22 protein-coding genes and 1 tRNA gene are annotated in these 22,798 nt (G+C 72.6%); 7 read left to right on the forward strand and 16 right to left on the reverse strand.

All coding sequences use genetic code 11. The features are described from left to right. Positions 1-30: 30 nt before the first annotated feature. From ilvN to ilvD, 3 genes are all read right to left on the reverse strand, one after another. Entirely contained in the window at positions 31-549 is a 519-nt protein-coding gene (ilvN, locus tag ACX80N_RS11485) for an acetolactate synthase small subunit (protein WP_105030908.1), read from the reverse strand. Between the two features lie 2 nt (positions 550-551). Next, positions 552-2,432, reverse strand: a complete 1,881-nt coding sequence (locus tag ACX80N_RS11490) for an acetolactate synthase large subunit (protein ID WP_459339496.1) — start codon at positions 2,430-2,432, stop codon at positions 552-554. A gap of 346 nt (positions 2,433-2,778) precedes the next feature. After that, entirely contained in the window at positions 2,779-4,494 is a 1,716-nt protein-coding gene (gene ilvD / locus ACX80N_RS11495; RefSeq protein ID WP_459339497.1) for a dihydroxy-acid dehydratase, read from the reverse strand. 232 nt (positions 4,495-4,726) lie between these two features. On the opposite strand from ilvD, the gene ACX80N_RS11500 reads away from it, so the two are divergent. Then, complete coding sequence (locus ACX80N_RS11500; protein WP_105030911.1) at positions 4,727-5,191, forward strand: hypothetical protein; 465 nt, start codon at positions 4,727-4,729, stop codon at positions 5,189-5,191. Here the strand turns inward: ACX80N_RS11500 and ACX80N_RS11505 are convergent. Continuing rightward, positions 5,175-6,200: a 2-hydroxyacid dehydrogenase gene (locus ACX80N_RS11505; protein ID WP_459339498.1), complete on the reverse strand. Its 1,026-nt coding sequence runs from the start codon at positions 6,198-6,200 to the stop codon at positions 5,175-5,177. The two genes, ACX80N_RS11500 and ACX80N_RS11505, sit on opposite strands and share 17 nt — an antisense overlap. Before the next feature lie 98 nt (positions 6,201-6,298). Between ACX80N_RS11505 and ACX80N_RS11510 the strand changes: the two genes are divergently transcribed. The 4 genes from ACX80N_RS11510 (at position 6,299) to ACX80N_RS11525 (ending at position 9,135) form a co-directional block, all read left to right on the forward strand. Then, positions 6,299-7,450 (forward strand): PQQ-dependent sugar dehydrogenase, encoded by a 1,152-nt coding sequence (locus tag ACX80N_RS11510; protein ID WP_459339499.1) that lies wholly within the window; start codon positions 6,299-6,301, stop codon positions 7,448-7,450. Between the two features lie 96 nt (positions 7,451-7,546). Further along, positions 7,547-7,619, forward strand: a tRNA-Lys gene (locus ACX80N_RS11515). Positions 7,620-7,811: 192 nt separating this feature from the next. Next, positions 7,812-8,510, forward strand: a complete 699-nt coding sequence (locus ACX80N_RS11520) for a hypothetical protein (RefSeq protein ID WP_459339500.1) — start codon at positions 7,812-7,814, stop codon at positions 8,508-8,510. A 166-nt stretch (positions 8,511-8,676) separates the two neighbouring features. After that, positions 8,677-9,135 (forward strand): VOC family protein, encoded by a 459-nt coding sequence (locus ACX80N_RS11525; RefSeq protein ID WP_105030915.1) that lies wholly within the window; start codon positions 8,677-8,679, stop codon positions 9,133-9,135. A gap of 16 nt (positions 9,136-9,151) precedes the next feature. Here the strand turns inward: ACX80N_RS11525 and ACX80N_RS11530 are convergent, their stop codons facing one another. From ACX80N_RS11530 to ACX80N_RS11550, 5 genes are read right to left on the reverse strand one after another with little or no spacing between them, the layout of a single operon-like run. Beyond that, entirely contained in the window at positions 9,152-9,331 is a 180-nt protein-coding gene (locus tag ACX80N_RS11530) for a hypothetical protein (RefSeq protein WP_459339501.1), read from the reverse strand. A gap of 13 nt (positions 9,332-9,344) precedes the next feature. Continuing rightward, on the reverse strand, positions 9,345-9,533 hold the full coding sequence (locus ACX80N_RS11535) for a DUF2795 domain-containing protein (protein ID WP_459339502.1): 189 nt from the start codon (positions 9,531-9,533) through the stop codon (positions 9,345-9,347). A gap of 56 nt (positions 9,534-9,589) precedes the next feature. Continuing rightward, positions 9,590-10,453: a glycosyltransferase family 2 protein gene (locus ACX80N_RS11540; RefSeq protein ID WP_105030918.1), complete on the reverse strand. Its 864-nt coding sequence runs from the start codon at positions 10,451-10,453 to the stop codon at positions 9,590-9,592. Beyond that, on the reverse strand, positions 10,450-12,012 hold the full coding sequence (locus ACX80N_RS11545; RefSeq protein WP_459339503.1) for a PfkB family carbohydrate kinase: 1,563 nt from the start codon (positions 12,010-12,012) through the stop codon (positions 10,450-10,452). Before ACX80N_RS11545 ends, ACX80N_RS11540 begins: the two co-directional genes overlap by 4 nt. Next, the gene (locus tag ACX80N_RS11550) at positions 12,009-13,421 is read right to left on the reverse strand and encodes an aldehyde dehydrogenase family protein (protein ID WP_459339504.1); all 1,413 of its coding nucleotides are present in this window, start codon (positions 13,419-13,421) and stop codon (positions 12,009-12,011) included. Before ACX80N_RS11550 ends, ACX80N_RS11545 begins: the two co-directional genes overlap by 4 nt. A 255-nt stretch (positions 13,422-13,676) precedes the next feature. On the opposite strand from ACX80N_RS11550, the gene ACX80N_RS11555 reads away from it, so the two are divergent. Next, entirely contained in the window at positions 13,677-14,834 is a 1,158-nt protein-coding gene (locus ACX80N_RS11555) for a glycosyltransferase family 9 protein (protein ID WP_459339505.1), read from the forward strand. On the opposite strand, the gene ACX80N_RS11560 is transcribed toward ACX80N_RS11555, so the two are convergent. From ACX80N_RS11560 to ACX80N_RS11590, 7 genes are all read right to left on the reverse strand, one after another. Continuing rightward, on the reverse strand, positions 14,800-15,534 hold the full coding sequence (locus ACX80N_RS11560; protein WP_459339506.1) for an SDR family oxidoreductase: 735 nt from the start codon (positions 15,532-15,534) through the stop codon (positions 14,800-14,802). The two genes, ACX80N_RS11555 and ACX80N_RS11560, sit on opposite strands and share 35 nt — an antisense overlap. Before the next feature lie 63 nt (positions 15,535-15,597). Beyond that, complete coding sequence (locus ACX80N_RS11565) at positions 15,598-16,962, reverse strand: PfkB family carbohydrate kinase (protein WP_459339507.1); 1,365 nt, start codon at positions 16,960-16,962, stop codon at positions 15,598-15,600. Beyond that, the gene (locus ACX80N_RS11570; RefSeq protein WP_240615013.1) at positions 16,959-17,534 is read right to left on the reverse strand and encodes a D-sedoheptulose-7-phosphate isomerase; all 576 of its coding nucleotides are present in this window, start codon (positions 17,532-17,534) and stop codon (positions 16,959-16,961) included. The genes ACX80N_RS11565 and ACX80N_RS11570 overlap by 4 nt, the downstream gene beginning before the upstream one ends. 140 nt (positions 17,535-17,674) lie before the next feature. Then, complete coding sequence (locus ACX80N_RS11575; RefSeq protein ID WP_105030924.1) at positions 17,675-18,967, reverse strand: glycosyltransferase; 1,293 nt, start codon at positions 18,965-18,967, stop codon at positions 17,675-17,677. Next, positions 18,964-19,965, reverse strand: a complete 1,002-nt coding sequence (locus ACX80N_RS11580) for a glycosyltransferase (protein WP_459339508.1) — start codon at positions 19,963-19,965, stop codon at positions 18,964-18,966. Before ACX80N_RS11580 ends, ACX80N_RS11575 begins: the two co-directional genes overlap by 4 nt. Beyond that, positions 19,962-21,065, reverse strand: a complete 1,104-nt coding sequence (locus tag ACX80N_RS11585; RefSeq protein WP_459339509.1) for a glycosyltransferase family 9 protein — start codon at positions 21,063-21,065, stop codon at positions 19,962-19,964. Before ACX80N_RS11585 ends, ACX80N_RS11580 begins: the two co-directional genes overlap by 4 nt. Next, the gene (locus ACX80N_RS11590; RefSeq protein ID WP_459339510.1) at positions 21,062-21,610 is read right to left on the reverse strand and encodes a D-glycero-alpha-D-manno-heptose-1,7-bisphosphate 7-phosphatase; all 549 of its coding nucleotides are present in this window, start codon (positions 21,608-21,610) and stop codon (positions 21,062-21,064) included. The genes ACX80N_RS11585 and ACX80N_RS11590 overlap by 4 nt, the downstream gene beginning before the upstream one ends. A 142-nt stretch (positions 21,611-21,752) precedes the next feature. On the opposite strand from ACX80N_RS11590, the gene ACX80N_RS11595 reads away from it, so the two are divergent. Next, positions 21,753-22,763: a glycosyltransferase family 9 protein gene (locus ACX80N_RS11595; RefSeq protein WP_459339511.1), complete on the forward strand. Its 1,011-nt coding sequence runs from the start codon at positions 21,753-21,755 to the stop codon at positions 22,761-22,763. The last annotated feature ends 35 nt before the right edge of the window (positions 22,764-22,798 follow it).

Consider the following 22,798-nt stretch of genomic DNA (forward strand, 5'->3'; position numbering starts at 1 on the left):
TGGAAAGGTCTGCTGGTGGTGCTGGTGTGCTCAGGCGCTGCGCAGGGCCTGGCTCGAGCCGCTCATCGACTTCGCGCCGCGCCCGATCGCGAGCGTGCCCGACTGCACGATCTCGCGGATCCCGAACGGCTCGAGGACGGACAGGAGCGCCGAGAGCTTCTCGGGTGTGCCCGTCGCCTCGATGATGAGCGAGTCGATCGCGACGTCGACCACCGACGCACGGAACAGGTCCGCGGCCTGGGTGACCTGCAGCCTCGTGGCGGCGTCGGCCCGGACCTTGATCAGGACGTGGTCGCGCTGCACCGACTGCTCGGTGGTCAGTTCGACGATCTTCAGCACGTTGATGAGCTTGTTGAGCTGCTTGGTGACCTGCTCGAGCAGGTCACCCTCGGCCTCGACCACCACGGTGATGCGGGACATGCCGACGATCTCGGTGGGGCCGACGGCGAGGGAGTTGATGTTGAACGCGCGGCGGGCGAAGAGGCTGGCCACCCGGGTCAGGACGCCGGGTACGTCCTCGACGAGTACGGAGAGTGTGTGGCGTGCCATGGTCAGTCCTCCTGCTCCCAGGTCGGGGTCATGTTCCGGGCGATCTGGATGAGGTCGTTGCTGACACCGGAGGGCACCATCGGCCACACCATCGAGTCCCGGCTCACGACGAAGTCGATCACCACGGGGCGGTCGTTGATGGCCAGCGCCTGCTCGATGGTCGCGTCGATGTCCTCGTCCCGCTCGCAGCGCAGGCCCACGCAGCCGTACGCGTCGGCGAGCTTCACGAAGTCCGGCACGCGGACGGTGTCGTGGCCGGTGTTGAGGTCGGTGTTCGAGTAGCGGCCCTCGTAGAACAGGGTCTGCCACTGCCGCACCATGCCGAGCGAGGAGTTGTTGATCACCGCGACCTTGATGGGGATGTTGTTGATGACGCAGGTCGCGAGCTCCTGGTTGGTCATCTGGAAGCAGCCGTCACCGTCGATGGCCCACACCACGCGGTCCGGGTTGCCCACCTTGGCGCCCATCGCGGCGGGGACGGAATAGCCCATGGTCCCGAGGCCGCCGGAGTTCAGCCAGGCGTGCGGGCGCTCGTACCGGATGAACTGCGCGGCCCACATCTGGTGCTGCCCCACGCCGGAGACGAAGACGCCCTCGGGGCCGGTGAGCTCGCCGATGCGCTTGATGACCTGCTGCGGTGCCGACAGGCCGTCGTCGGGCTGCGTGAAGCCCACCGGGTAGGTCTCGCGGAGGTGGTCGATGGTCCTCCACCAGGTCGAGATGTCGGGGCGCTCCTGCGCGGAGAAGGCGTCGGTGACCGCCGCGGTCAGCTCCGGGATGATCTCCTTCACCGATCCGACGATCGGCACGTCCGCGGCGCGGTTCTTCGAGATCTCCGCGGGGTCGATGTCCGCGTGGATGACCTTCGCGTTCGGCGCGAAGCTGGACAGCACGCCCGTGACGCGGTCGTCGAACCGCGCGCCGAGGGTGATGAGGAGGTCCGCCTGCTGCAGTGCGGTCACGGCGGAGACGGAGCCGTGCATGCCGGGCATGCCCACGTGCTGCCGGTGCGAGTCGGGGAAGACACCGCGGGCCATGAGGGTGGTCACCACCGGCGCGCCGACGAGCTCCGCGAGCTCCTTCAGCTCCGCCGAGGCGTGTCCCTTCACGACGCCGCCGCCCACGTAGAAGACGGGGCGCTGCGAGGCACCGATGAGGCGTGCGGCCTCGCGGACCTGCTTCGCGTGGCCGCGCACCACGGGCCGGTAGCCGGGGATGTCGACCTTCGGCGGCCAGGAGAACGTCATGGTGGACTGCTGCGCGTCCTTGGCGACGTCCACGAGCACGGGGCCCGGGCGTCCCGTGGTGGCGATGTGGAACGCCTCGGCGAGGACGCGCGGGATGTCCTGCGCATCGGTGACGAGGTAGGAGTGCTTGGTGATCGGCATCGTGATACCCACGATGTCAGCCTCCTGGAAGGCGTCCGAGCCGATGAACGCGCTGGAGACCTGGCCCGTGATGGCGACCATGGGCACCGAGTCCATGTGCGCGTCCGCGATGGCGGTCACCAGGTTGGTGGCCCCTGGTCCCGAGGTCGCGATGCAGACACCGGGCCGGCCGGTCACCATCGCGTAGCCCTGGGCGGCATGGCCGGCGCCCTGCTCGTGCCGCACGAGGATGTGCCGGAGACGCGAGGACGCCATGAGGGGGTCGTAGGTGGGGAGGATGGCTCCGCCGGGCAGTCCGAAGACGTCGTCGACGCCGAGTTCCTCGAGCGACCTGACGATCGCCGCGGATCCGAGCATCGGGGTGGGCGCGACCACGTTGTTGGGGCCCCGGACGGGGCTCGCCGGAGCCGCGGGTGCGGTCTCCCGAGCGGGTGCTGCGGGCGGTGCCGGCCTTGCTGCCAGCAGCGCCGGGCTGATGGGCGATCCCTTGGACATCGATGACTTCCTTCGGAGCATTCGCTGCACTGCTGCAGGCTGAACTGCGGATTTCCTGCGCTTCTTCGCTGCCGGTGGGTGTCCCGACAAAAAAACCCCTCGGCCTTGTCGGGCTCTGCGAGGGGTTGCGCGTGACTGCAGTCGTCTACCGGACGGGCTTCAGGCCACGCGCTGTATAAGAATGACGACTACGGGTTCGGGCTGCATACCTGTAGTCTCCCCGCCCCCGCGAAATGGTGTCAACCGACCCCCCGCCTGTCTCACATCATGGACATCTCGTCCGGTCGTTGGACAGACCCCTGCTCGCCGCCGCCCGCCCGGGTGCTCCCGGGCGGGCGGTACGGGCCTAGCCCGTGTACGCGCCCTGGGAGGCGGAGTGCACGAGTTTCGCGTATTTCGCCAGCACGCCCTTGGTGTAGCGGGCCGGGAGCGGCTCCCACCCCACCCTGCGCTGCTCGAGCTCCGCCTCGTCGACGAGGAGGTCGAAACTCTTCGCCGCGATGTCCACGCGGATGCGGTCGCCGTTGCGCACGAAGGCGATGGGGCCGCCGTCGACCGCCTCCGGTGCGACGTGCCCGATGCACAGACCCGTGGTGCCGCCGGAGAACCGGCCGTCCGTCAGCAGGAGCACGTCCCTGCCGAGCCCGGCTCCCTTGATGGCGCCTGTGATGGCGAGCATCTCCCGCATGCCGGGGCCGCCCTTGGGCCCCTCGTAGCGGATGACGATGACGTCGCCGGCCCGGATCTCGCCGGCATCGAGCGCATCGAGGGCGCCCTGCTCACGCTCGAACACGCGGGCGGTGCCCTCGAAGACGTCGGCATCGAAGCCTGCGCTCTTCACGACGGCGCCCTCGGGGGCCAGGGATCCGTGCAGGATGGTGATGCCACCGGTCTTGTGCAGCGGGTTGTCGAGCGCGCGAAGGATCTTGCCGTCGAGGTCCGGGGGGTCGATCTCGGCCAGGTTCTCGGCCAGCGTCCTGCCGGTGACCGTCAGGCAGTCGCCGTGCAGCAGGCCGGCATCGAGCAGCGCCTTCATGATGACGGGCACGCCGCCCACCTTGTCGACGTCGAACATGACGTAGCGGCCGAAGGGCTTGAGGTCACCCAGGTGCGGGATGCGGTCACCGATGCGCGTGAAGTCATCGAGTGTCAGCTCCACCTCGGCCTCGCGGGCGATGGCGAGCAGGTGCAGGACGGCGTTCGTCGAGCCGCCGAACGCCATGGTGACCGCGATGGCGTTCTCGAACGCCTTCTTCGTCATGATGTCGCGGGCCGTGATGCCGAGGCGCAGCAGGTTCACGACCGCCTCGCCGGACTTCCGCGCGTACATGTCGCGACGGCGGTCGACCGAGGGCGGCGCTGCCGAACCGGGCAGGGACATCCCGAGGGCCTCGCCGATGCAGGCCATCGTGTTCGCCGTGTACATGCCGCCGCATGCGCCCTCGCCGGGGCAGACCGCGCGTTCGATGCTGTCGAGGTCCTTGTGGCTCATCTTGCCGGCGGCGCAGGCGCCGACCGCCTCGAAGGCGTCGATCAGGGTGACCTCCTTCTCGGTGCCGTCCTCGAGCTTCGCGAAGCCGGGCATGATGGTGCCCGCATAGAGGAAGACGGAGGCGAGGTCGAGTCGCGCTGCCGCCATGAGCATGCCCGGCAGGGACTTGTCGCAGCCGGCGAGGAGCACGGAGCCGTCGATGCGTTCGGCCTGCATCACCGTCTCCACCGAATCCGCGATGACCTCACGGGAGACGAGGGAGAAATGCATGCCCTCGTGGCCCATGGAGATGCCGTCGGACACGGAGATGGTGCCGAACTGCATGGGGAATCCTCCCCCGTCGTGCACACCCTCCTTGGCTCCCTCTGCCAGGCGGTTGAGGGACAGGTTGCAGGGGGTGATCTCGTTCCAGGAGCTGGCGACGCCGACCTGGGGCTTGGCGAAGTCCTCGTCACCCATGCCGACGGCGCGCAGCATTCCGCGGGACGGTGCCGCATGGATGCCGTCCGTGACGACGCGGCTCCTGGGCTTGATGTCTGGGGTCTTCTCCGGGGTTGTCTCCACGCTCATGCAAGCAGTCTAGGCCGGAGGGACACCACGCCTTCGCCATGTGACCCGCGCGTTACAGGCCCCCCGGGGAGCCCGCCGGAGGAATCCGTGACGCCCGGCACCCCTCGTGCGCCGCGCGCGTGCTCCGCTACAGTGTGGGTCACGCGGGCGATTCTCCTCCGCCTGCCGGCCGGGCCCGGTGCGACTCCGCCTCGGGGCTCCGGACCGACACCCCCTACCGCGATGGCGTGATATGACCCCCGACGAGCCGCACGATCCCAGCACACCGCTCGACGGCGGACAGGGGCTGAAGCACGCCCTGCGCCGTGTCTTCGACGGGCAGATCCCCAACTACGGCGACTACAACCTGGTCTTCGCGGCCCGGTCAGCGCAGGCGGACAGCGGGGCGGCGGCCACCGCGTACGTGGTCGGCTACCGCTGGAAGCCCGCCGAACTGATGATCGCACCCGTGGATCTCACCGCGATCACCAGCGCGGGCGTGCCCGTCGAGATCAACATGACGAACCTCGCGCATGCGCTGCAATGGGACCGGGACGGCAGCTACGAGGTGGGCACGAGCACCGGCCGGGTCTTCCGCTTCGGCATCTCCCCCGACCCCGTGCTGGACATCGGCCCGGGCACTCCCCTGCGCCTGGAGCAGGAGGAGGACGTCATCGATTTCACGTCCTTCATGGACGCCTTCATCGCGATGTCCTAGGCCTCGATGACCTGACCCCCCGATGGTCTGGACCCACCGCCTGGCCCCACGGCCCCCGCCGCACGAGGTTCTCCGGCTCCCGCTCCTCGCCGAGCCGCTCGACCTGGCGCTTGAGCAGCGCGAGGATCCTCGGCGGGAAGGCCTCCGTGTTGCCGCCCACGTGGGGCGTGATGATGACGCCGGGAGCACTCCAGAGCGGGTGGTCCGCCGGCAGGGGCTCCGGGTCCACGACGTCGAGCGCCGCCCTGAGCCGCCCTGCCCCGACCTCGCGGGTCAGGGCGTCGGTGTCCACGACGGCGCCGCGGGCCACGTTCACGACCAGCGCACCGTCCGGCAGCGCCGCGAGCACCTCCGCACCGATGAGACCCCGCGTGGCGTCGGTGAGGGGAGTGATCACGACGACGACGTCGTGGTGCGGGGCGAGGGCGACGAGCTCGTCGCTGCCGTGCACGTGGCCCCGTTCGTCGTCGCGCGCGGAGCTGCCCACGCGCGTCACCTCCGCCTCGAAGGTGACCAGGCGGCGCCGGATCTCCTCGCCGATCCCGCCGACACCCACGAGCAGCACGCGGCGGTCCGCCAGACCCGGGTACCGGGCGCTGTGCCACCGGCCCTCGGCCTGCTGCCGGACGGCGTCGTCGAGTCCCCGCAGCGAGGCCAGGGCCAGCCCGACGGCGAGCTCGGCGGTCGCCGCCGCATGGACGCCCGCCGCCGTCGCGATGGCCACGTCCGGTCCCACGAGGTCGGCGACGCCGTCGTACCCCGTGGACTGCGTCTGCACGAGCCTGAGGTTCGGGGCGGCCTCGAGCGCGCCGTCGAGGTGGGCCCGGCCGGTGTAGGGCAGGACGGCGGCATCGAGCGTGGCCAGGTCCAGGCCAGCGGGCGGGGTCGCGAAGTCCCAGAGGACGACGTCGACCGCCGGGGACGCGTCGGCGAGCGCGTCGCGGAGGTCGGCGGACGGGACGCTGAGGATCCGGACGGTCTGGTGGGCGGCTGCGGCGGAGGTCGTCATGCCGCCAGCCTAGAGGCACCCTGCGCCCGTCGGCGCGGTGGTGCGTCCGCGGTCCCGGTGGATGGACACCCCTCCGGCCCCGGGCCTAGGGTCGGAGCATGCCAGCCGCACGACGGCCACCTGCGCTCCTCCTCGCCCGCACCCTGCCCGCCGCAGCAGCCCTGCTGCTGGCCGGGACCGGCTGCACGGCCGTGTCGTCGGGACCGGAGCCCGTCTACGCGGGCGCATCCGCCCCTGCCCCCACGGCCCCTGCCGGTGCGGACGCCCCTCCCGCGGGGCTTCCGGATCTCACCCATGCCGGTGAGGCCGCCACGGGGCTCGGTCTCCCGTGGTCCGTGGTGGTCCTGGGCGACGGCGACCTGGTGGTCTCGGACCGCGAGTCCGGCCGGATCACGCGGGTCGGCGGTGGGACCTCCGAGGTCATCGGCAGCATCCCCGAGGCGGCATCCGCGACCGGCGAGGGAGGCCTGCTCGGACTGGCGGTGAGCGCCCCGGGCTCCGGGGCCGGTACGCCGGACGCGCCGCCCGACGCGCTGTACGCCTACTACACCTCGCCCACGGACAACCGGGTGGTAAGGATCCCCTGGACCGGCAGGCGGCTCGGGACCCCTGAACCGATCCTGACCGGCATCCCGAAGGCGGAGATCCACAACGGCGGGCGGCTCGCCTTCGGTCCGGACGGCCACCTCTACGTCGGCACCGGGGACGCGGGGGTCCGTGCCGCGGCGCAGGACCCGGCGACCCTCGGGGGGAAGATCCTGCGGATCACGGCCGACGGCGGCATCCCGGCCGACAACCCGACGCCCGGCTCACCGGTCTACAGTCTGGGCCACCGCAATGTGCAGGGGCTCGGCTGGGACTCCGCGGGCAGGCTCTGGGCCTCGGAGTTCGGCCCGGAGGTCGACGACGAGCTGAACCTCGTGACGCCCGGCGGGAACTACGGCTGGCCGGAGGTCACGGGCGCACCGGGCGATGCCCGGTACACCGACGCCCAGGTGGTCTGGCCGTCCACCGCGACGTCGTCACCGAGCGGCATGGCGATCCTCGACGACGTCGCCTACATCGGGGGCCTGCGGGGCCAGCGCCTCTGGCAGGTCCCGCTCCGTGACGGCATCGCCGGGATGCCGGTCAGCCACTTCGACGGGCAGTACGGGCGGCTGCGGGACGTGGCGGCCGGAGTGGACGGCGGACTGCTCGTGGCCACCAACGAATCCGGTGGCGGGCGGATCCTCCGGGTGGCCCGGCAGTGATGCGGCACCCGGTTTCATGTTTCGGCCGAAGTGCTGGTAGAGTTTCATGCTGTTGCGGATGACCGAACCGGGTGAAACCGGGAGGAAAAACGCCACGCACCTCTAGCTCAATTGGCAGAGCAATTGACTCTTAATCAATGGGTTTCGGGTTCAAGTCCCGAGGGGTGCACATCGGATCCCCGTCCTCCAGGTCTCGCCGCCTGGGAGGCGGGGATTCGTTCATGTCCGGGCCCTTCTCCCGGTCGTACCGCCGTGCGACGGCCCGGATCAGCGACAACCGGGCCCCACCGTCGCACCGCCGCGCAGGCTCCACGGCCCGCGCTCCGGTCCGCCCCGTGGAGCCCGGGCCTACGATGGACGCGTGAACGAAATCCTGTCCTTCGCCGGCAGCTACTGGTGGCTCGTCTTCCCGCTGTCGGGCGTGTTCGCGATCTGGGGCAGGTCGTGGTCCGAGGCCACGGAGCGGCGGCACCGGCGCAAGGTGGAGATGTACCGCCTGAAGCACCCCGGGGAGCTGCACGGCGCGCACGCCCAGCCCGACGCCGTCCCCGGCCGGCCGGGTGGTCGCGAACGCGATGTCCGGCATGTGGAGCGCATGCACGACGAGGTCGACCGCAGGTGGTTGGCCTACGAGCTCGACGCGGCGAAGCTGATCGACTACCCGACCATGACGGACGTGCGGGAACCGCTCACGGTCGCGTTCCTCCGGGCCAAGCGCGTGGCCGACTCGCTGCGCCCGCAGGACCCCTCCGCGATGTCCTCCGAGGACCTCGACGCCTACCGGTCCGCGGTCACCTCGTACGACGTCGCGTTCCAGGTCGCCGAGACCGAGGCCCGGCGCGTGCGGGCCAGCGGCTTCAGCCCCGAGGAACGGCAGCGCCTGGAGACGGCACGCAAGCTCGTCACCGTCGCGATCGACGGCGCCGCCACCGCCGCCGAGCGCCAGACGGCCTACCGACGCGCGCGGCGCGAGCTGGACGGCCTGATCGTCCTGCCCGACGCCACCATCAGCGATCTCGAGGAGAGGATCGCCGGCGCGATCGACCAGCGCCGATCCTGATCACCGGGACCATCGGGAGCAACCCGCCCGACGCTGCGCCTCCGGTGACCCTCGAGTGACCCTTCGGTCGGTCATCGGCGGGCCTTCCCTGCAGGTCCTGCCTGGACCATAATCGCTCGTGTCACCACGAAGGCATGGCGCAGGCCCCCGGCAGAGAGCGGACATCATGGCAGCGACGATCAACACGTACCTGAACTTCAAGGACACCGCCCGGGAGGCGATGGACTTCTACCAGTCCGTGTTCGGTGGCGAGCTGCAGCGCAGCACGTTCGCCGACTTCCAGCTCAGCGAGGATCCTGCCGAGCAGCACAAGATCATGCACTCGATGCTCACCACGCCGTCGGGACAGGTGCTCATGGCCGCGGACACACCCGACAGCATGGAGTACACGCCGCCGGCCGGTCACTCCGTGTCGATCAGCGGCGACGACGAGACGGAGCTCCGCGGGTACTGGGACGCACTCGCCGGCAGCGGCACCGAGATCCTGCCCCTCGCCCTTGCGCCGTGGGGCGACAGCTTCGGCATGTGCGTCGATCGTTTCGGTGTGAGCTGGATGGTCAGCATCGCCGCGGCACCCGCCGGGGACGCGGCGACCGCTCGGCCGGCCGACGTCGCCGGGGTCTGAACCCACGACCCGAGGGTCAGGCCCGCGGGTCGGCGCCGAAGCCGGGTGTCGGCTCGTCCGGCGTGGAGAGGGTCACCACGGCCTCCTCGATGCGCTCGTGGTCCTCGGTGTCGTGTTCGAGGCGTGCGTCGCGTCGTTCCTCACCGCTGTCCCCCCGGTAGTGCCGACGACGGCGGCGCGCCGGATGGAGCGCCACCGTCGTCCATGGCCTACTTGGACGCTTCCTTGTTCACGTCCGTGGGCGAGTCGAACTCGCGGTCGGGCAGGTTGCCCAGCGTCTCGAGGACCGACTCGTCGGCGCCCTTGTCCTGGGCGTGATTGACGAGGTCCTCCTTGGAGGCCGGGTACTCCATGCCGCCCAGTGCCTTCTGGATGTCGATCGGACTCGGATCTGCCATGTCGTGCTCCTTCGTGTCGGTTCGATTCCTGTGGTGCCCCCGTGGCGGGCGCACCGTCACTGGCCCAGGATCACCCGGGCAGCGTCTGTGGCACGGTCGGTGACCGTGGTGGGCGCCTCGAGGTGGACGGCGCCGGACGGGATGATGCCCGCCCCGCCGTAGCGCTCCATGACGCGCCACTGGGCGGCGACGTCCTCCCCGGCGTGCGCGGGCGGCAGGCGGTCCCAGAAGTCGAAGCCGCCGCAGTCCACGAGGGCCTCGCGGTCGAACAGGACGCACCCTCCCACCCACGCGACGCGGTACAGCCTCCACCCGCCGGGCGGGATGCCGAGGTCGGCGGCGGCGTGCGCCAGGTTGGCGGCGTTGTGCAGCGGCCAGCGGGCGAAGCCCTCGGTGCCCGGGCGGACGCGTTCGGGCACCACCTCGTTCTCCGGCCACAGCGCCAGTGCGGTCCGCTCGTGGGGCCTGCGGTCGCCGAGGTAGGACAGGCCCTGGACCGCGGAGCCCACGAATCCGCAGCCGGCCTCCCGCAGCGCCCTGCACATGCGGTCCAGCGAGCCGGGTTCGAGCCAGACGTCGTCGTCGAGGAAGAGGACCAGTGGCGCGCGTGCCAGCCCCAGCAGGTAGTGCCGGTGCTCGGCGAGTCCCTTCCGGGGCAGGTGCCGTTCGAGCCGCACCTGGCGTCCCTGGGCCTCGAGGACGCGCACCATGGCCCGGACGGCGGGCTGGATGAAGGAGGCGGCATCGCCGTCGGTCTGGTCGCTGACGATCACCCGGAAGGCGACCCCCTCCTGCGCCGCGAGGCCCGCGAGCGTCACGGCCAGCTCCGCCGGGCGCCCGAAGGACGGGATCAGCACGTCCACCGCGGGCTCGTCCGCGGTGGCGTCCAGTGCCCACTCCCCCGACCAGCGCGGGCTCACGTCACGTCACCGCCGAGCGGCATGGATCGGATCCTGCGGACCACCGCCGCCGTGGAACGCTCCGGGACGTAGTCGAGGATGCTGACCCTGCCCCCGCAGGCCTCGACGGCGGGGGTCTCCTCGAGCATCTGCGCGGTGTAGTCGCCGCCCTTCGCGTACACGTCCGGTTTCAGCAGTTCGATCAGCGGCACCAGGGTGTCCGTGGCGAAGACGGTGACGTAGTCCACGCAGCTCAGGGACGCGATGATGCCCGCCCGGTCCGCGATCGGGTTGATGGGACGGTCGGGGCCCTTGAGCCTGCGCACGCCGGCGTCGTCGTTCAGCGCGACCACCAGCACGTCGCCGAGCTGCTTGGCCTGGTTGAGCGAGCGGGTGTGCCCGCGGTGCAGCACGTCGAAGCAGCCGTTCGTCAGGACGATCCGCTTCCCCGCGGCGCGGTCCTCCGCCACCCTGCGCAGGAGCTCGTCCGTGTCCAGCGCCGTGTCCGCGGCCTGCTGCAGGTGGCCCGTGAGGTCCGCCGTCGTGCACACGGAGGTCCCCGGGCGGTGGACGACGACGTCCGCGGCGGCCTGGGCGAGGTCGAGGCTCGTTGTCAACGGCAGCCCGGCGGCCCTCGCGGCGGTGAGGCTCGCGACGAAGGTGTCCCCCGCCCCCGAGGCCTGCCGTTCCGTGGCCGGCCGGGCCCAGGTCCGGTGTTCCTCGCCGTCCTGCCCCAGCAGCACGGTCCCGTCCCGGTCCAGGGTCACGACGACGGCGGCGGCATTCGTGGCCGCGAGCAGCTCGCCGCTGCGGGCGGTGACGGCCGCGGCCCTGTCCGTCCGGGCGTCGAGGCGCGCACCGAGCACCTGGGCGGCCTCCTGCGCGTTCGGCGTCACGATGTCCGGGCCCAGCGCGGACCACGCCGCGGTGTCGTGCGCGTCCACGACGACGAGCGTCCCGGGGTCGAGGGTGGACGCCTGCGCGAGCGTCGCGCGGACCTCCCCGCCGAGCGCGCCGGAGCCGTAGTCGCACACCATGACGGCGCCCGCGCCCGCGACGGCGTCGGGGATGGTGGCGGCGAGCGCGGCGGCGGCCGCTGCGGGGATCTCCTCGGGCGTGTCGTCGAGGCGGAGCATGACCTGGTCGCCGCCGAGGATCCGGTACTTGGTGGTGGTGCCGACGCGCGGGTCCTGCAGCAGGTGCGTGGTGTCCACGCCTGCGTCCTCGAGGATGCCGCGCAGCCGCCTCCCGGCGTCGTCGGTGCCGATCAGGCCGCACATGCGGACGCGGGCACCGAGCGCGGCGAGGTTCATCGCCGTGTTCGCCGCGCCCCCGGCGGCGTACTCGCGCCGGGTGATGTCCACCACCGGGGCCGGCGCCTCGCGACAGAACCGTTCGATGGTGCCGCTCCACCAGCCGTCCAGCATGGCGTCACCGATCACGGTGACGAGCGGGGCCCGGTCGGCGATGGCGGCCGGGACCCACGCCGCGAGGCCGCGGACCTCCGAGAGGTCGAGCGCCACCTCGTCGCCACCGGCGGCAGCGGCACCCGGGTGGTCCTGCACCGCGTCGTCCGTCATGCGCCCGCCTGCGGGGGCGCGCTGAGGTGGACCACCTTGACGAGGGCGAACTCGTCGAGCAGTTCGGGCCCGTAGCCGAAGCCCGCGCCGCTGATGCCGCGGGGCTGGGCGGCGCCGCCGGGCGCACCGCCGAAGACGGCATTGACCTTGACCGTGCCGACCGCCAGACCGGCGATGGCCCGCTGCGCGTGGGCGATGCCGGCCGTGAGCACCGAGGCGGCAAGACCGTAGGGCCCGCTCGCGGCCAGGCGCAGTCCCTCGTCGAAGCTGTCCACGACGGTCACGGGCGCCACCGGGCCGAAGGTCTCCTCCGTCATGACCGTCATGGCGTCGGTGCAGGAGGCGAGGACCGTTGCGGGATAGTGGGCACCGGGGCCCTCCGGCACGGCACCACCCTCGAGGCAGGTCGCCCCGAGGCCGATCGCCTCCGCGACCTGCCCGTCGACGAGGTCGCGCATCGCGCGGTCCACGAGCGGCTGCCGGTCGTCCTCCGCGTTGCGCTTCCGTGCCTCCTCGACGAGGGCGGCGAGGAAGGGCTCGGCGATGGCCCGGTGCACGTAGATGCGTTCCACGGACGTGCAGATCTGGCCGCTGTTGGCGAAGGCACCGAGTGCTGCCTGGCCGGCCGCCCACACCGGGTCCACGTCGGCGTCGACGATCAGGGGGTCGTTGCCGCCGTTCTCCCGGATGACGTGCGCGCCGGTGAGCGCCGCGGCGCGGGCGATGCGCGCCCCGGTGGCACTGGAGCCGACGTGGGCGAAGACGTCCACGCCGGTCTCCATGGTGATCATCTGCCCTACGCCGGCTCCGCCGGTCAGGGTGGTGAGGACACCGTCGGGGAAAGCGGGCTGCAGCAGGCGCCCGAGCAGCTCGCCCACGTGGGGGCACCGTTCGCTGGGCTTGTGGATGACGGCATTGCCCGTGACGAGCGCGGCTCCGATGAGTCCGGCGGCCACGGCCACGGGGTCGTTCCAGGGCGTCAGGAGCACGGCGACCCCGCGCGGCTCGGCGACGGTGTAGTCGGTGGCGGTGACGGCTCCGCGCAGGCTCAGCCCGCGGTGCACCGGACCGAGTTCGGCGTACTGCTCGAGCGTGGAGATCCCGGCCTCGATGCCGCCGAGCGCGTCCGCGAGCGGCTTGCCGGTCTCCCGCACGTTCAGTTCCGCGAGTTCGCGGGCTCCGTCCCGGAGGGCTGCGGCGGCGCGCCGCAGGGCCGCGCCGCGGTCGGCGGGACTCGTGGCAGCCCATTCGGGCTGCACGGTCCGTGCCAGGGCGACGGCCAGGGCCACCTGCTCACGGGCGGCGCAGGGCAGCGTGCCCACCTCGCTGCCGTCGCGGGGGTCGGTGATGGTGATGGTGTCGTCGTCCTGCACATCAAGCAGGGTGGGTGGCTGGGAGTTGATGGACATTGCGCTCCTTGATGTCGTCTGCTCGTTCACCACGGCACGTCCTGGCGCCGGCTACTGGTCCCGTACCCGCCTCCCGCGCTTTCACACAGGGCGCCCGCCGTTTTCTGCACTCCGTCCGCACGGTCGTCAGCACGCTTAGCATATGGTGGCAGGAGGAGGAGGAGCAGCGGGTCTCCTGCGCCCGGCGAAGGCATTGACAGCGCCGCCGGCGGCACGGCCCGCGGCATCCGCGACGACACGGACGGGGAGCGATTCATGCGGCAGGGAGACACCACGACGGCGGATTTCGGCGGGCGGCAGGACACCGCGAGATCGGTGGGGCCCGTGCTCGCGCCGTTCGAGGGCGTCCGCAGGATCGCCGTGCTGCGCGGAGGCGGCCTGGGTGACCTCATGTTCGCGATGCCCGCCCTCGCGGCCCTGAAGGACCGCTACCCGGACGCCTCCATCACCCTCCTGGGCATGCCGGGGCACGCGGCGCTGCTGGGCGGCCGGCCCGGTCCGGTGTCCGAGGTCCTGAAGCTGCCCGTCTCCCCCGGTGTCCGCCCCGGCGAGGAGGATCCCGACGCCGTGGACCGGTTCTTCGCCGGCCTCCACGGGACCTTCGACCTCGCGGTGCAGCTGCACGGCGGAGGTCGCAACTCCAACCCCTTCCTGCTGCGCCTCGGGGCCCGCCACACCATCGGGACCCGGACGCCCGACGCCGTGGCGCTCGAGCGGACCATCCCGTACGTCTACTACCAGCACGAGGTGTTCCGCGCCCTGGAGGTGGTGGGCCTGGCAGGCGCCGTGCCGCGGGATCTCGAGCCGCGCGTGGAGGTGCTGCCCGGCGAGGTGGAGCGCGCTGCGCAGCTGACCGGCGCCCGCCCGGTGGTCGCGCTGCACCCCGGCGCCACGGATCCGCGCCGGCGGTGGCCGTCGTCGTCGTTCGCGGAGGTCGCCGTGCGCGCCGCGGCGGACGGGTGCGAGGTCGTGGTGGTCGGGGATGCCACGGACGTGCCGATGGCTGAGGAGATCGTCCGGCTGGCGCACGAGGCGGCTCCTGCGGCGGACGTCCGGTCGCTCGCGGGACGACTGACGCTCGGAGAACTGACCGGTGTGCTGGACCGCAGCGCGGTGATGGTCGGCAACGACAGCGGGCCCCGACACCTGGCCCAAGCGGTCGGCACGCCGACGGTCGGCATCTACTGGATCGGCAACGTCATCAACGCCGGGGCGATGGGGCGCAGCCTCCACCGCGTGCACTTCTCGTGGGTGGCGCAGTGCCCGGTGTGCGGCGTGGACGTCAGGCAGGTGGGCTGGACGGCCGAACGCTGCGAGCACGATGACTCGTTCGTCGCGGCCGTCCAGCCCGATGCCGTCTACGCGGACGTGGCCGAACTCAGGGCCACGAGCCTTCTTCTGCGTGGGCGATGACCATCTCGCGGATCTCACAGCTCTTGGGCTGTGAGAGCGCGAAGAGGATCGCCTCGGCCACGCGCTCGGGATCGTTGAGGCGGGAATCGTCCTGCGGCTTGTACTGCTCGTCGCGGTCGTCGAAGAACCGGGTCTTCATGCCGCCGGGGATGATCGTGGTGACGCCGATCTGGCCGGCGGTCTCCGCGGCGAGGGCCTGCGTGAAGCCCATGACCCCGAACTTCGAGGCGCAGTAGGCCGTCGCGTCGCCCACGGCCTTAATGCCGAGCGTCGAGGCGATGGTGACCACGCGGCCGTGCGTCTGCTTCAGGTAGGGCAGGGCGGCACGCGCGGTGGACGCGGTGCCCATGAGGTTCACGCCGATCACCATCTCCCACTGGTCCGCGGGCACGGTGTCGAGCGCCCCGCACCGGTCGATCCCGGCCGCGGTCACGACGGCGTCCAGGCCACCCAGGATCTCCGCAGCCTCACGGACCGCCGCCTCCACGGCCCCGCGGTCGGCGACGTCCACCTCGAAGGCCTTGACGCCGCTCACGCGGCTGATGTCGCGGTCCAGGACCACGGGGGTGCCACCGGCCTTGATGACGCCCTGCACGATGGCCGCGCCGAGGCCCGAGCCCCCGCCCGTCACCAGGACACGTCCCGGGTTGTACCCGGCGCCTGCCGGGGCTGCTGCCGGTTGTGCTGTGTTCTCGGTCATGCTGTTCCTTTCGTGGTGTCGCTCCCGGCCGTTCTGCAGGGCCGGGCGCTGGTCTGCAGAACGTCAGCCCACGCGGGCGAGCGCTGCTGCAAGCTTCGTGGTGGAGCGGGCCGGGATGTACGGGACGGTGACGGTCCTGCCACCCCAGCTGCTCACGAGGGCGGCCTCGGGCAGGTCCTCGGCGGCGTAGTCCCCGCCCTTGACCCAGATGTCGGGCTGGAGGCGGGAGATGGCGTTCTCGGGCGTCGACTCGCCGAACACGAGGACGGCGTCCACGCACTCGAGGGCGGAGAGCAGTTCGGCGCGGTCCTCCTGCTTGATGATGGGCCGGCTCTCGCCCTTCAGTCCACGCACCGACTCGTCCGAGTTGAGGAGGACGATCAGGCAGTCGCCGAGCTGCCGTGCGGCCGCGAGCGTGCGGGCGTGGCCGGCGTGGAGGAGGTCGAAGCATCCGCCCGTCGCGACCACGGTGCCCCCGGCCTCCCGGGTGCGGCGTGCGACCTCGAGGGCGTCGATACCGTCGACGGGCAGCTGCTGCGGCGCCTCCAGGCGCCGGCCCATCGCGCTCACGCCGCCGGAGGCGAGGAAGCGCGCCGCGGCGTCGGTGGCCTGCTGGGCGGCCGCGTCGATCGGGTCCCCGGCGGCCAGGCCGAGGGCGAGCGCCGAGGCGAAGCGGTCCCCCGCACCGCACGGATCGCCGGCGCTGACGCGGGGGGCCGGGACCACCTGGGGCAGGAGTCCGGCTGCGGCCACGAGGGCGCCGTGTTCGCCCATCGTGACGAGGACGGCCCGGCTGCGCCAGGCGGCCAGCAGGACGTCGGCGGCGGCCGCGGCGGCGCGCGTGCCCGAGCCCTGCACGTCGGCGAACCGGAGGGCCTCGCCGAGGTTGGGGGTCACGGCGGCGACGCCGGGCACGGGCTGCGCGCCGGACGGGTGGGGGTCCCAGACCACGGGGACGGAGGCGGCGAGGTCCTCGAGGCGTGCCCGCAGCGACTCCTCGGCGAGCAGCCCCCGGCCGTAGTCCGCGGCGATGATCGCATCCGCGCCGTCGAGCGCCGCCAGCATCTCTGCGGTGCAGCCGGGGGCGGGGGGCGGGGCGCATCCCTCGTCGAAGCGCACCACGGGCTGGCCGGAAGCCCGCACCCGCGTCTTGACGGGGGTCGGGGCGCCGGAGGGACCGGCGACGACGTCGATGCCGTCGAGCTCGGCGCGGAGCAGCCCCGCGGCGTCGTCGTCCCCGAGGACCGTCACGAGGACGGCCTCGTGGCCGTCGGCCTCGAGCATGCGAGCCACCAGGCCTGCTCCACCGGCGCGGCGCCGGACGGTGTCGACGTCCACGACGGGCACGGGCGCGTCGGGCGACAGGCGCCCTGCCCCGCCCGAGAGATCGGTGTCGAGCAGGACGTCGCCCACGACCACGATCCTCATCGCTGCTCCTCCTGCCGGCGGCGCAGCACTTCGGCGTCGAAGGCCCGGCAGATGGCGTGGAGGGCGATCAGGTGGCCCTCCTGGGCGTTGGCGGACTGCGCGTCGACCGCGACGAAGTCGTCCACCCGCTCCGTCAGCGGATTCGGGCCCGCCCCCGTGAGCGCCCACGTGGTGATCCCTGCGGCGCGGGCGGCGTCGGCGGCGTGCAGCAGGTTGGGGCTCTTGCCGCTCGTGCTCAGGAGCACGAGGATGTCGCCCTCGCGTCCATGGGCGCTCACCTGCCGGGCGAACACGCGGTCGAACCCGTAGTCGTTGGCGATGGCCGTGACCGCCGAGCTCTCGGCGTGGAGCGAGATGGCCGAGAACGGCTCGCGCTCGCCGTCGAACCGGCCCACGAGCTCCGCAGTGAGGTGCTGCGCCTCGGCGGCGGACCCGCCGTTGCCGGCGGCGAGCAGGCGCTGGCCGGCCATGAGCCGGTCCGCCATCTCCACACCCCAGCCGGCGAGGGTGCCGACGTTCTGCAGCAGGGACTCGACGGCCGGGGCGACCGAGCGCAGGTGGTCCGTCACGATGCGCCGCGAGTCCGCCTCCGGGTTCGCCGGGCTCCCGGCCCCGCCGGGAGCCTGTGGGTGCGGACTGCGCACGGGCGCCGCGGTGCCGGCGGCGGTGGTCCTGTCCGCGGATACCTCGGTGATGTCGGTGGTCTCAGTGGTCACAGTGCCCTGCCTCCCGTGCTCTCGAGTCGACGCGCGGCGCTCCGCCGCGCTGTGGCCGGTTCTGCGGGCGCTGCCGCGCCCAGGGCCGTCTGGTATGCCTTCTCCGTGTCGGCGGCGATGCGGCTCCACGAGTAGCGGGCCTTCACGCGCCGGTAGCCGTTGTCGCCGAGCTCCGCGGCCCACTCCGGGTCCGAGACCACCTCGGCGATGGCGGCCGCGATGGCGGCCGGGTCCTGGGGCGGCACGTGGAGGCCGGTCTTGCCGTCCACCACGGTGTCCACGAGTCCGCCGACGGCGGCGGCGATCACGGGGACGCCGCACCCCATCGCCTCGAGCGGCACGATGCCGAACGGCTCGTACCACGGCGCGCACACGACGGCGTCGGCGCTGCGCAGGACGGCCGGCATCTCAGCGCGGGACACCTGGCCCCGCAGCACCACGCGGTCCTCCACCCCGAGCTCGGCGGCGAGCGCACGCAGGCGCCGGGCCTCCGGGTCGCCGTCGAGCCCCGCCGTGGTGCCCGGGCCGCCCACGATGACGAGTTCGACGTCGTCACGGCCGGTGGCGGCGAGCTCGCGCATCGCGCGGATGACGAGGTCCATGCCCTTGCGGGGCACGAGCCTCCCGACGCTCACGATGCGGTGGGCCCTGCCGCGCTCCTCGACGGGTCCCTGCGGGGTGAACAGCCCGAGGTCCACGCCGCAGGGGGCGATCGAGACGCGGCTGCCGGGGATGCCCATGGCCTTGAGCTCGAAGACCTCGTCGGAGCAGGTCGCGACCACGCGGTCGGCGCTGCGGCCCACCATGGCCTCGAGCATGAGGCGCTCGGACGGGCTGGTGTCCTCCCCGCCCTGGTGGCGGCGCTTGACCGTCCCCAGGGCGTGGAAGGTCTGGACGACCTGCACGGGCCGGCCGGCACTGCGGGACTGGCGGGCGGCGTCGAGGGCGGCGATGCCGGACATCCAGAAGTGCCCGTGCACGATGTCGGGGGCGTCCTCGCCCCAGTCCCCGACGATGCCCTCGGCGAACTCGCTCATGTAGGGCAGCAGCATGTCCTTCGGGACGCTCTGCACGGGGCCCGCGGTGATGTGCACCACCTCCAGCCGGGGGTCGGTGCGGACACGGTCCGGCAGGGCGGGATCGTCGCGGCGCGTGTACACCGTGACGTCGTGTCCCCGGCGCGCGAGGGCGAGGGACAGCTCGGCCACGTGGACGTTCTGCCCGCCGGCATCGACGCCCCCGAGGGCCGCGAGCGGGCTGGCATGCTCAGACACCATCGATATCCTCACTGCGCTTTCCTTTCTGTTGCCGCCAGGACCCGGTGCCGCAGGGGCTCGCGCGTCAGGACGTCGTCCCAGTCGGCGAGGAAACGGGCCAGTCCGTAGCGTGCGAGTGCTGCTTCCCGTGCGGCCAGTCCCCGCGTCCTGGCCTCGTCGGGATCGTCGATGAGGCGGGACGCCATCCGCACGAGGTCCTCGATGCTGGTCGAGATCGCCCCGGCCTCCGGCGGTACCGCGCGTGCGGCCTCCGTGGTCGCGAGCGCCAGCACGGGGAGCCCCACGTGCATGGCCTCCAGGAGCGAGAGCCCGAGCGAGGTCCACCGCAGCGGGTGCACGTAGGCACGCGACCGGCCCAGGCGGGCGTGCAGTTCCCTCATGGGGAGGTCGCCGCCGATGCGCAGCTCACCGGGGCCGAGGTCCAGCGTGTCCGCGAGACGGTCCGTGCCCATGCCGAAGACCTCCAGGGGTGCGACGCCGGCGAAGCGCGGCAGCAGGTCGGTGCCGGTGATGCGCCCGCGCCGCACCGGCTCGTTGATGACGGCGGCCAGCTGCTCGAGCTCCCCCGTGTAGAGGTAGCCGGGGTCGACGATGCCGTGCTCGATCACCGTGGTCCTCGCGACGCCGCTGTCCCAGAACAGCTCGTTGAAGTGGGTCACGTGCACCACGGGGATGTCCGTCTGTTCCGCGAGGGGATGCACCGTCCCCACGATGTCGCGGCGTGGCGTGTTGTGCTCGAGGAAGACGGCCGGCAGGTCCCGGCCGGGCGTGCGTCCGAGGAGCCGCTCGCACTCGGCGATCTCCTCGACGCGCTGCAGGACGACGACGTCGATGTCGGCGTCCGCCAGGTCCTGCGGCGCCACCTCCACGACGGACGCCGGCCAGTCCCGCCCGGCCCGGCCCAGTCCCCACGGACCGCCCTCGGGCGTGGTGGGCAGCACGTAGGTGTGGGACCCTCGCACGAAGGCGTCGGTCCACCCTCCGTGGACGTGCCATAACAGGATCCTCATCGGTTTCCCCTCGTTGTTCTGCGGCCGTCGGTGCGGCCGATGCTACGGCGTGAGCCCAGTGACGATACTCCGGAGCCGAGCCGGAGGACGGCGTCCACCACGTCCTCCGGGGAGACGGTGGACAGGCAGGGGTGGCCCTGGACGGGGCAGATCCTCGCCCTGCTGAGGGCGCACGCCGCGCTCTGGTCCCCGAGCAGCTCCACGGGGACGCGGTACGGCGCCCAGCGGATCGCGGGGACCACGGGCGAGAAGAGGCAGACCACGGGGGTGCCCACGGCCGCCGCCAGGTGCGCCGGGCCGGTGTTCCCCGTGATGACCACGGATGCTCCCGCGATGACCGATCCCAGGGTCGCCAGGTCCGTCCGGCCCCCGAGATCGAGCGCCTCCGGCCCGGCGACGGTGGAGGTGAGATCCGTCTCGCTCGGTCCGCCGGTGACGACCACGCGGAACCCTGCAGCGGTGAGGAGTTCCACGGCGGCCGCGTGGTGGAGCGGCGGCCAGGCGCGGGCGGGGACCGACGCCCCGGGATGGACGACGACGTACGGACCCTTCCCCACGAGGTCGGAGGCATCGGCGAGGCCGGTGACCTGCAGCCGGCCGTCGTCGCCCGGCGGAAGGGCATACCCCGCGGCCTCCGCGATGCCGAGGGCGCGCTCGGCCTCGGGCTGGTCCTCGGGGAAGTCCTCGCCGGGCTTGAGCCGCACGTCGAGAAGGGATCCGGCGTAGTCGACGGACGCGCCGGCGATCCGGCGCACCCCGGCAAGCCGGAGCAGCAGGGCGAGCGGCAGCGGCGACTGGTGGAACGAGGTCAGCAGGACCGCCTCGTCCACCTCCAGGTCAACCACCGTCTCGTGCAGCGCTCCGACCAGCTCGGGCGTGGGCTCGGGCGGCGGGTCGACGATCCAGGGGGCCGACCACACGGCGACGTCGACGACGCCCGGGAGCAGCCGTGCAGCGGCGGCTCCCTGCGGCCCGCACAGCATGACGACGTCGTTCGGGGAGTCGCCGTGGTCGCCGGCGGCGACGGCACGGACGGCCGGTCCGGCGAGCAGGACGTCGCCGGCACTGTCGAGGCGCGCGACGAGGACGCGCCGCCTCACGGTGTCCCCGCCCACAGGGTCGCGACGGCCTCGGCGAGGTCCCCTGCGACGGCCGGAGCAGCGCGGATCTCGTCCTCGAGCGTGATGTCCGTCGGCACGAGCACGCCGCGCGCGCCGGCGGCCGCCGCGGCGCCCATGTCCGCCCCGATGTCACCGATCACCGCGACGTCGGAGGGGTCGAGGTCCAGCCGGGCGCTCGCGGCGAGGACCATGCCGGGACCGGGCTTGCGGCACGCGCAGCCGTCGTCGGCTCCGTGGGGGCACACCTCCCAGACCGCGAAGGGACCGAGCAGCTCCTCCACCCGGGCGTTGACGGCGTCGACCTGCTCCCGCGTGACGAAGCCGCGGGCGATCCCCGACTGGTTGGTGACGACGCCCACCGGGATGCCGCGCAGGCGCAGTCCGTCGAGGACCTCCCGTGCGCCCGGCACGGGCTGCACGAGCGAGGGGTCCCCGTTGTACGGGACGTCCACGACGATGGTCCCGTCGCGGTCGAACAGGACCGCCCTGGGAGCTGTCCGTGGACGATCGGCCGAAGTGTGCATAGTGGCTTAGTTCCCGGGAAGAAGCAGTACTAAACACTTTCCGCCGAACTTCTTCTCCTGCTGCTCCTCCGGCTCCTTCCCGCCGCCCCGCCCCCGGACGCCCGTACCGGGACGCGGAGGAACCTCTGGCAGGATGATCGGCATGACTTCCGAGGGCTCCACCGCCGCGATCGACCAGCCCGCCCCCACCGCTTCCGTGCGCATCCCGGCGTCCACTCCCGCCCCCGACGGCCGCCCGGAGATCCTCGCGCTGCGCGCGCTGAAGCTCGGCGACCTCCTCGTCGCGGTGCCCGCGCTCAAGGGCCTGCGCCGCGCCTTCCCCGAGCACCGGATCCTCTACGCGGCCCAGGAATGGCTGCGGCCCATCGTGGGCCTCACCGACGCGATCGACGACCTCCTGCCGACGCACGGCCTCGACGACCCGCTGCCCATCGAGCACGGACGGATCGACCTCGCCGTGAACCTGCACGGCAGCGGCGGCGAGAGCAGGGCACGCCTCGAGGAGATCGGCGCGAAGCGGCGCATGGGCCACCGCTCACCCGGCTGGGACGGACCCGAGTGGCGCGACGGCATCCTCGAACGCGAGCGCTGGGCCTCCCTGGTCAGCTGGCACGGCGTCCCCGCGGACCCGCTGGACTGCCGCCTGCGGGTGCCCGAGGGAGGCAGCCCGGCACCGGACGCCGTCGTCGTCCACGTCGGCGCGGCCTACGGCAGCCGCCTCTGGCCCGTGGACCGCTTCGCCGAGGTGGCGCGCACCCTGGCCGCCGCAGGGCACCGGGTCCTGTTCACGGGCAGCGGCAAGGAGCGCCCCCGGGCACTCGCCGTCGCCGATGCCGCGGGCCTGCCCGAGGACACGGTGGCGGCGGGAGAGCTGCCGCTGGACCGCTTCGCCGCGCTGATCGCCGGCGCGTCCCTCGTGATCTCCGCCGACACCGGAGCCGCGCACCTGGCCTCGGCCTACACCCGCCCGTCCGTGGTCCTGTTCGGCCCGGCACCCGCCTCGGAGTGGGGACCGCCGCCCGGACCGCACACGGTGCTGACCGACGAGTCGCTGCGCCTCGGGGAGACCTTCTCACCCACCCCGGACCCGGCCCTGATGGCGGTCACGGTGGAGCAGGTGCTCGCCGCCGCGGCCGACCACGGCATCTCCTAGGACGCAGGCCGGGCGTCACAGGGCCTCGGGCCAGG

The sequence above is a fragment of the Arthrobacter sp. MDT2-16 genome (assembly GCF_054510925.1).

Bases quoted from the DNA above. Each gene is read 5' to 3' on its own strand.
- ACX80N_RS11535 (WP_459339502.1), bottom strand. From the start codon at position 9,533: ATGGCAGATCCGAGTCCGATCGACATCCAGAAGGCACTGGGCGGCATG.
- ilvN (WP_105030908.1), bottom strand. From the start codon at position 549: ATGGCACGCCACACACTCTCCGTACTCGTCGAGGACGTACCCGGCGTC.
- ACX80N_RS11510 (WP_459339499.1), top strand. From the start codon at position 6,299: ATGCCAGCCGCACGACGGCCACCTGCGCTCCTCCTCGCCCGCACCCTG.
- ACX80N_RS11500 (WP_105030911.1), top strand. From the start codon at position 4,727: ATGACCCCCGACGAGCCGCACGATCCCAGCACACCGCTCGACGGCGGA.
- ACX80N_RS11595 (WP_459339511.1), top strand. From the start codon at position 21,753: ATGACTTCCGAGGGCTCCACCGCCGCGATCGACCAGCCCGCCCCCACC.
- ACX80N_RS11550 (WP_459339504.1), bottom strand. From the start codon at position 13,421: ATGTCCATCAACTCCCAGCCACCCACCCTGCTTGATGTGCAGGACGAC.
- ACX80N_RS11505 (WP_459339498.1), bottom strand. From the start codon at position 6,200: ATGACGACCTCCGCCGCAGCCGCCCACCAGACCGTCCGGATCCTCAGC.
- ACX80N_RS11580 (WP_459339508.1), bottom strand. From the start codon at position 19,965: ATGAGGATCCTGTTATGGCACGTCCACGGAGGGTGGACCGACGCCTTC.
- ilvD (WP_459339497.1), bottom strand. From the start codon at position 4,494: ATGAGCGTGGAGACAACCCCGGAGAAGACCCCAGACATCAAGCCCAGG.
- ACX80N_RS11545 (WP_459339503.1), bottom strand. From the start codon at position 12,012: ATGACGGACGACGCGGTGCAGGACCACCCGGGTGCCGCTGCCGCCGGT.
- ACX80N_RS11555 (WP_459339505.1), top strand. From the start codon at position 13,677: ATGCGGCAGGGAGACACCACGACGGCGGATTTCGGCGGGCGGCAGGAC.
- ACX80N_RS11590 (WP_459339510.1), bottom strand. From the start codon at position 21,610: ATGCACACTTCGGCCGATCGTCCACGGACAGCTCCCAGGGCGGTCCTG.
- ACX80N_RS11565 (WP_459339507.1), bottom strand. From the start codon at position 16,962: ATGAGGATCGTGGTCGTGGGCGACGTCCTGCTCGACACCGATCTCTCG.
- ACX80N_RS11490 (WP_459339496.1), bottom strand. From the start codon at position 2,432: ATGTCCAAGGGATCGCCCATCAGCCCGGCGCTGCTGGCAGCAAGGCCG.
- ACX80N_RS11525 (WP_105030915.1), top strand. From the start codon at position 8,677: ATGGCAGCGACGATCAACACGTACCTGAACTTCAAGGACACCGCCCGG.
- ACX80N_RS11560 (WP_459339506.1), bottom strand. From the start codon at position 15,534: ATGACCGAGAACACAGCACAACCGGCAGCAGCCCCGGCAGGCGCCGGG.